Here is a 7,060-nt window from a genome sequence, read left to right as displayed (position 1 = left end):
GTGAATTTATCACAGTCAGTAAATAGGTTGATATATTCATAAGTTACACCAAATTTTTAACCTAGTCGATCTAGTAATATAAAAGCGGTACAAATATAATTACTGAAGAGCGAGGCATTGAGATAGTTAAACAATTAGATAATCCGAGTCTTTACCGAAAAATTGTGGTCTAAAGCCTCCCCTTTTTAAAGGGATAAAAAAAACGATAATATTCCTGATGTCAAGCCTCCTTATTGCAGGAGGTAGTGATACCGATAACTGAAATTACACTACCTCTGAAAGTTCCTATCATTTGGATGTAAAAACATTTTAAATTCACCGATATACCTGAAAAAATATAGCTATTTAAGAACAAGTATAAATTGAGGAAACTCGCAAAGTAAATCTTTCCCAACTTCTACCTTAAAGAGTTTTTTCAAGTAGAACTAAAAAGTCTTAAGCTTGACAACATTTCATATCATGTCCGCACATTATCGTTTGTGTAAACCCCAGGGTGAACATCTACAGGAAATTTAAGTTTTTTTCAGCCTTTTAAGTCTTCTTCCATCTTCCATCTTCCTTATTCCTTACCCTTACTTTACAATACTGATGCTACCGGACTTAATAGCATGAAAGTCTATAAAGTTTCCAATTATGAGGAATGGGTTAAAACCATAAATTTAATCACAGAAAAAATAACTCAAACTATCAACTTATATCCTGACTGTCTATGGAATACTAATTAATTTAGTTGTATTTCTAGCATTGATGCACTATTTTAGCTTTGTCATTGTATTATAATCTGCTGCCTAAATACTAATAAACTTGGTAGTCGTGCATTGTAATTATTTTGCTCAAGGGGAAGAACAGTAGAAGCAAGATGCTCCTATGAAGCGCCATTTTTCATCTACATATACCAATACAGTTTCCTACGGAATGCTGCGCAAACAGATAAGATAAAAATTCATAAGCTATGGAACCATTAGAGTAACTTTTGAGATTAAATAACTGCCAAAAAAATCCTTAACTTAACTATATTGCTACATATACCATCACTATGCATAACTACCATAAACTTTACCTTAATCCCCAATAAATTAGCTAAAACTTAACCATAATTGCCCTTAATATATTAATGTAAAAAAAATAATTTCAAACAAAAAAATATCTATAAATATTGTCAAAATAAGAATGAAAAGTAAAAAAAATATCCACTATTTTATCTTTGCAATTGTCTGGTTAAATTCTGCCTAAATACTAATAAACCCTACCTGACTTCCTAATAAATTTGCTAAACTTCAACCAGAATCGCTAAGATATACAAATGTCAAAAATTTTGACACTTAACTTTTGACTTAAAAAATATGATTCCAACCGTTATTGAACAATCTGGCCGTGGCGAAAGAGCCTTCGATATTTATTCTAGACTTCTACGCGATCGCATAATATATCTAGGAGAAGCCATAGATTCCGATCTGGCCAATCTAATTGTCGGCCAATTATTATATTTAGATTCAGAAGACCCAGAAAAAGATATTTATCTCTATATCAACTCCCCTGGTGGATCGGTCAGTGCAGGGATGGGTATTTATGACACCATGAGACACGTTCGCCCCGATGTCTGTACTATTTGTATGGGAATAGCCGCCAGTATGGGAGCATTTCTTCTCAGTGGAGGAACAAAAGGCAAAAGAATGAGTCTACCCCACGCTCGAATTATGATTCACCAACCATTAGGTGGAGCACAAGGTCAGGCCACAGACATTGAAATTCAAGCTAGGGAGATTTTATACCTCAAAAAATACCTGAATGACTGTTTAGCAGACCACACAGGTCAACCCATAGAAAAAATTGCAGAAGATACAGAAAGAGACTTTTTTATGTCAGCTACAGAAGCAATGGAGTACGGCTTAATTGACCAAGTTTATAACCGTAACCCCTCTAATTATTAACCAATTTTTTCTTGATTCCCACTAAATTTTTGTCTTTTTCTTTTGGGTTGAATACCCCGCCGTCTACAGGATTTTTACAACTGGTTGGGGTTTGAGTCCCCATCCATTTTTTCCTTCTTCCTTCTTCCTTCTTTCTTCTTCAAGGCATATCTAACTTTTCTAAATGTTGTAAGAAATCTTGCAATTTTTCAAAGGAAAGACGTGTACGCCCTTCCTCTCCATAGTTTTTTTTGAGATAAGTTTTTCCTTTTGTTGAATTCCAACCTAAACGTTTAATTTCATTGGTAGTTTTACCAAAAACTTCTAAATACTCCAAAAAGCTTTGTAACTCATCTACACTTAACTGTTCCAAAGATTCTTTATTATGACTATATTCTAAATAATCTTTTTGTTGTTTAAGCTTCCATCCTTGGCTTTTACTTTCCTTTGTAACCTTAAGCAAAATATCTAAATATTGATGGAAATTAAATAATTCTTCTGGTGTTAAGAATTGGCGTTTTTCTTGATGATAATTTTGTTCGAGAAAATCTCGCTCCTGTTCTTTCGTCCAGCCTAAACTATCAATCAAAATGTCTATATTAACATTTTCATTAGATACATCGTATGATGAACTTAGTGAAGAATTTTCATCATTATTATCAATTGATTGAGCTATTTCTACTGATGAATCTATAGATTCTGATGTAGTTATTTCACTATCTATATCATTATCATTTCCAGAACTTATTAATGTTTCTGTCGCCTCATCAATCTTTTCCTCCTCCTGTTCCGTACCATATTTAGTATTTAACCAACTATTATCAAAGCCACTCGAATTTTGAGTAGAATCAGGAATATCATCATAGTTAATACTAGACTCTACTATTGGTAATTCCTCTTTTTCCACCGGGGTATAAATATCTGATTCTTCCAACTCAGACGAAATAGTTGAACTATCAGGAACCTCATTAACATCTAAAGACAAAACAGTTGAACTATCAGGAATTTCATTAGTATCTAAATTCGATATTGCTGGTGGTACTTCCTCTATTTCTTTTTCTAAAGAAGTGTTTATATAAGTATTAGTCTGTGGTGTTGGAGGACTGACAGATGGAGGAGGACTAACAGATTGAGTAGGATAAAATTGAACAGAAGTTTGAGGTGTAGAAATAGATTTATCAAGTGGAAGAATAGCAAGCGATCGCTTTCTAGCTTGGTCTTCTGCCAACTCCACAGTATCAGCCGCCCCTAACCCACTGGCCAAAGTTTGACCATTGACCTGCACTAGGACACGAACCACATACTTACCATTATGGATAGTAATTAACTCAGAGATTAAGCAACCTGTGGGGTAACAAGCTCGAAAACGTTCTAACATAATTGTCTACTTAGTGAAACCTAGATCGAGTTAAAAGTCCAGTTTAGTACATTTGCCCAAAACTTCAGAGCTATTTCATTGACCAAAAAAAGCTGGTCTCAAGCCCTGTCCTAGAAGGACGGTGAACCTCAACCGGCGTTGGAGAAATCTAGCTGAATGTGTTAAAATATCAATATACCCCTCCCAAAACTAGCCTCATATATTATGATAGTCTACGAGTTTAAAGTCAAAGGAAAACTGAATCAATACCAAGGTATTGATGAGGCAATCCGGACGGGGCAATTTGTCAGAAATTCATGCTTGAGGTTCTGGATGGATAATCCAGGAGCGGGCAGGAAAGAGCTATATCGGTACAATACCGAATTGCGTGCAATGTATCCCTTCGTCAAAGATTTAAACTCCCATGCTTGTCAGGCATCTGTAAAAAGGTGCTGGTCAGCCATTGCTCAATTCTTTGAGAACTCCAACAGAAACATCCCAGGAAAGAAAGGATATCCACAGTTCAAGAAAAATACTCGCTCTGTCGAATACAAAACATCCGGTTGGAAGTTGCAAGACCCTAAACACATAGAGTTCACCGACAGAAAAGGGATTGGCAAGCTTAAACTGATGGGGACGTGGGATTTAGCATTCTATCCAGTTGAGAAGATTAAGCGGGTGCGACTGGTCAGACGAGCTGATGGCTATTATTGTCAGTTTTGTATTAGTGTAGATATCAAAGTTGAGAGTGAACAGACATTGCATAACGTCGGTTTAGATGTTGGACTCAAAGAGTTCTACACCGATTCAGAAGACAATAGAGAGCCTAACCCAAGATTCTACAGAAAAAGCGAGAAGCGAATGAAGTTCTATCAGCGTCGCGTTTCTCGTAAGCAGAAAGGCAGTACCAACCGCCAGAAAGCTATTAATAAACTGGGACGAGTACACCTCAAAATAAGTAGGCAACGTGAAGAATATGCCAAGAGACTGGCACGTTGCGTCATCCGATCTAACGATGTGGTAGCCTATGAAGACTTGAGGATTAAGAACTTGGTGAAAAACCACTGTCTCGCCAAGTGTATTAATGATGCAGGTTGGTATCAATTCAGAAAAGCGATGCAGCGCGGTCTTAGGGGTGTCCCCCATGAGCGACTGCATCAAGAATGGTTAGAGTATTTTGGGCCAAAGTTTGGCAAAGTAACGGTTGCGGTTAATCCTGCATACAGGACCCAAAAATGCTCAAATTGTGGCACCACAGTCAAAAAGTCATTATCCACTCGAACCCATATTTGTCGATGTGGATGTATTCTAGACCGCGACCACAATGCGGCCATCAATATCCTGAATTCGGCCTTAAGTACGATGGGGCACATCGGAACTTGGCTCAATGAGTAAAACGCTTTGGGAGATTCAGGCACTACTGAGGTAGGAAAAATCCTGCCTCAGCAACTTGGGTCGTAGAACAAAGAATCCCCCGCGCTATGCCTAACGGCAGGCTACGCCAACAGCCGGGGGAGTGTCAAAAACAATACAGTCCAAAGTTGGTCACCTTTTCTTATAGAATAAACAAACGATTAAATTAGTCGCACGTCCATAGACCTGAATCACCAAAAAAGAATAAGTTTCCCATAAACTATGGTGAAGACAAAAAAGTACAAGCCATTTATCCTAATACATTCACAAAAAGTAGCAAAGATAGTGGTAAATACTAGATAGCTGGGCAGTTTTGTCTACGATGAAATAACTCTACTCAGTAAATGTCTTGCCAAAATTAGCTTAAGAGGGCCATTAAGCATTGAACTAGGGAAAGCTGATTAAGACGACTATCTAGGTGAGACAGTCAAGGCAGACTAATTTATGGGATAACTGAACCGATAACAAAAAGGATAAAACGCTGCATGAAATTTTCCATCGCTACACTCCTAGCAAACTTTAGTGAAGACAAATTAGTCGCTCCTAAAGCAGTGGAGAAAAAACTAGATTGTCAAGACGATCTAAGTATCCATAAATTACAAATTGTTTTGGATGCTCTAGAAAAAATAGGAGTTTTAGCCAAAGATAAAGGTCGTTATCGACGACTATTTGAAGAGGCAATTGTAGAAGCAAAACTTCGCTGTTCCAGTAAAGGATTTTGCTTCGCAATACAAGACTCAGAAGGAACTGAAGATATTTATATTCGAGAAAGTCATCTGAGTAACGCCTGGAATAGCGATCGCGTCTTAGTCAAAATCATCAAAGAAGGCAGTCGTCGTCGGAGTCCAGAAGGAGAAGTAAAATTAATCTTAGAACGTGCTAACCCCTCCTTGTTAGCCAGAATCAAACAGATAAATGGACATAATGGAGAACCCTATTATCGGGCAGTTCCCCTAGACGATCGCTTACTATTTGAACTAGACCTAGTACCAGAAAGTCCTGACCTAGCGAATGCCATCGATCACCTTGTCCATGTCGAAGTATTGCGCTATCCCCTGGGAGAAAAACGTCCAATAGGAAAAGTAGTTCAAATTCTAGGTTCAGATGCAGAAGCAGCAGACGATATGGATATAGTATGTTGCAAACATGACTTGCCCCGGTCTTTTTCTGATGCTGTTCTCAAAGAAGCTGAGTCCTTGGTTAAGCACTCGACAAAGGCTGATCAAAAAAATAGATTAGATTTGCGCGAACTGCTGACAGTTTCCTTTGGAAATGCCAATAAGAAAGACATTAACCATGGTCTGAGCATAGAAACAACTTCCTCCGGTTATTGGCGAATAGGAATTCATATTGCTGATGTAGCATACTTTATTAAACCAGATTCACAACTAGACAAAGAAGCTCGTAAGCGAAGTATTAGTATATACCTGCGGGATACAGTAATTCCGATAATGCCAAAGATAATATCAAGTGATTACTGTTCTTTACTACCAGAAAAAGATAGACTCGCGATATCAATCCTAGTTACGGTCAATAAAAATGGTCAAATAGTTGAGTTTGAAATTGAACCTAGTGTCATCAAGGTAGACGATCATCTTAGCTATGAACAGACCAAAGAAATTATCAATGGAAATACAGAGGAATTAGCTAATCTGGCCTCAGATCAAATTGATAATACAATTAATAAACTCAATCATGTCAGTCAAGCAGTCCGCAATGCAAGATTACGAAGAGGTGGTTTCGATCTAAATTTACCAGATGAAAAAAGCTATTACAATGATGAGGGAGAATTGGGAGCAATGATAGTTCCCGAACTATTTCCGGCTCGATCTATGGTAGCAGAATTAATCGTCCTAGCGAACCAAGCAATAGCAAGTCACTTACTCGCACTGGGAGTACCAGCAATTTATCGAGTCCAAAATACTCCAGATCCAGGAGACATCCAAGAATTTATTAAATTAGCTAGTAATCTTGGAGCTGAGTTATATCTAGAAGATGAAGAAGACGTGCAACCTGCTGACTATCAAGCATTTATTGAAGAATTTACTGCAAAGAAATCAGAAAGAGTGCTGGCATACTTGCTTGAAGATACTTTAAAACCAGCTATTTATAGTACCATAGCTCAACCCCATTTTGGACTAGCATTGCAACATGGTTATGTTCATTGTATCTCGCCAGTTTCCAGATATTCTGACCTGCTGATTTCACGAGTATTACATACCATCTTTAATGAAGGACGCGATCGCCGTTCGAGTCGCTCCAAAGAAGGTGTAGAACTCAGTCATTCTTCCTGTCATGGCAAAATCACCTGGAATGTTCTACCTCCAGAAATACAGCAAGAGTTGGAAGCACAACTACTGATGTTAGTTGTGCTTCCAAC

The 7,060-nt window shown here is 37.7% G+C and carries 3 protein-coding genes and 1 pseudogene; 3 read left to right on the top strand and 1 reads right to left on the bottom strand.

The genetic code is table 11. The features are described from left to right. The first annotated feature begins 1,343 nt into the window (after window positions 1-1,343). Complete coding sequence (clpP, locus tag F6K13_RS11565) at window positions 1,344-1,931, top strand: ATP-dependent Clp endopeptidase proteolytic subunit ClpP (RefSeq protein ID WP_124147314.1); 588 nt, start codon at window positions 1,344-1,346, stop codon at window positions 1,929-1,931. Between the two features lie 139 nt (window positions 1,932-2,070). Here the strand turns inward: clpP and F6K13_RS11560 are convergent, their stop codons facing one another. Further along, window positions 2,071-3,288: a hypothetical protein gene (locus F6K13_RS11560; RefSeq protein WP_124147315.1), complete on the bottom strand. Its 1,218-nt coding sequence runs from the start codon at window positions 3,286-3,288 to the stop codon at window positions 2,071-2,073. Between the two features lie 204 nt (window positions 3,289-3,492). On the opposite strand from F6K13_RS11560, the pseudogene F6K13_RS11555 reads away from it, so the two are divergent. Together F6K13_RS11555 and F6K13_RS11550 are read left to right on the top strand one after the other, a co-directional pair. After that, a pseudogene (locus F6K13_RS11555) lies at window positions 3,493-4,728 on the top strand (RNA-guided endonuclease InsQ/TnpB family protein). A 437-nt stretch (window positions 4,729-5,165) separates the two neighbouring features. Then, window positions 5,166-7,060 (top strand): ribonuclease R family protein (locus F6K13_RS11550; RefSeq protein WP_287287419.1); only part of this gene is annotated, 1,895 nt, incomplete at its 3' end.

Origin of the sequence: Okeania sp. SIO2B9 (genome assembly GCF_010672505.1) — a bacterium.
GTDB lineage: Bacteria > Cyanobacteriota > Cyanobacteriia > Cyanobacteriales > Microcoleaceae > Okeania > Okeania hirsuta.
The sequence above is the reverse complement of the archived record's forward strand: the minus strand, read 5'-3'. Positions and strand labels throughout refer to the sequence as shown.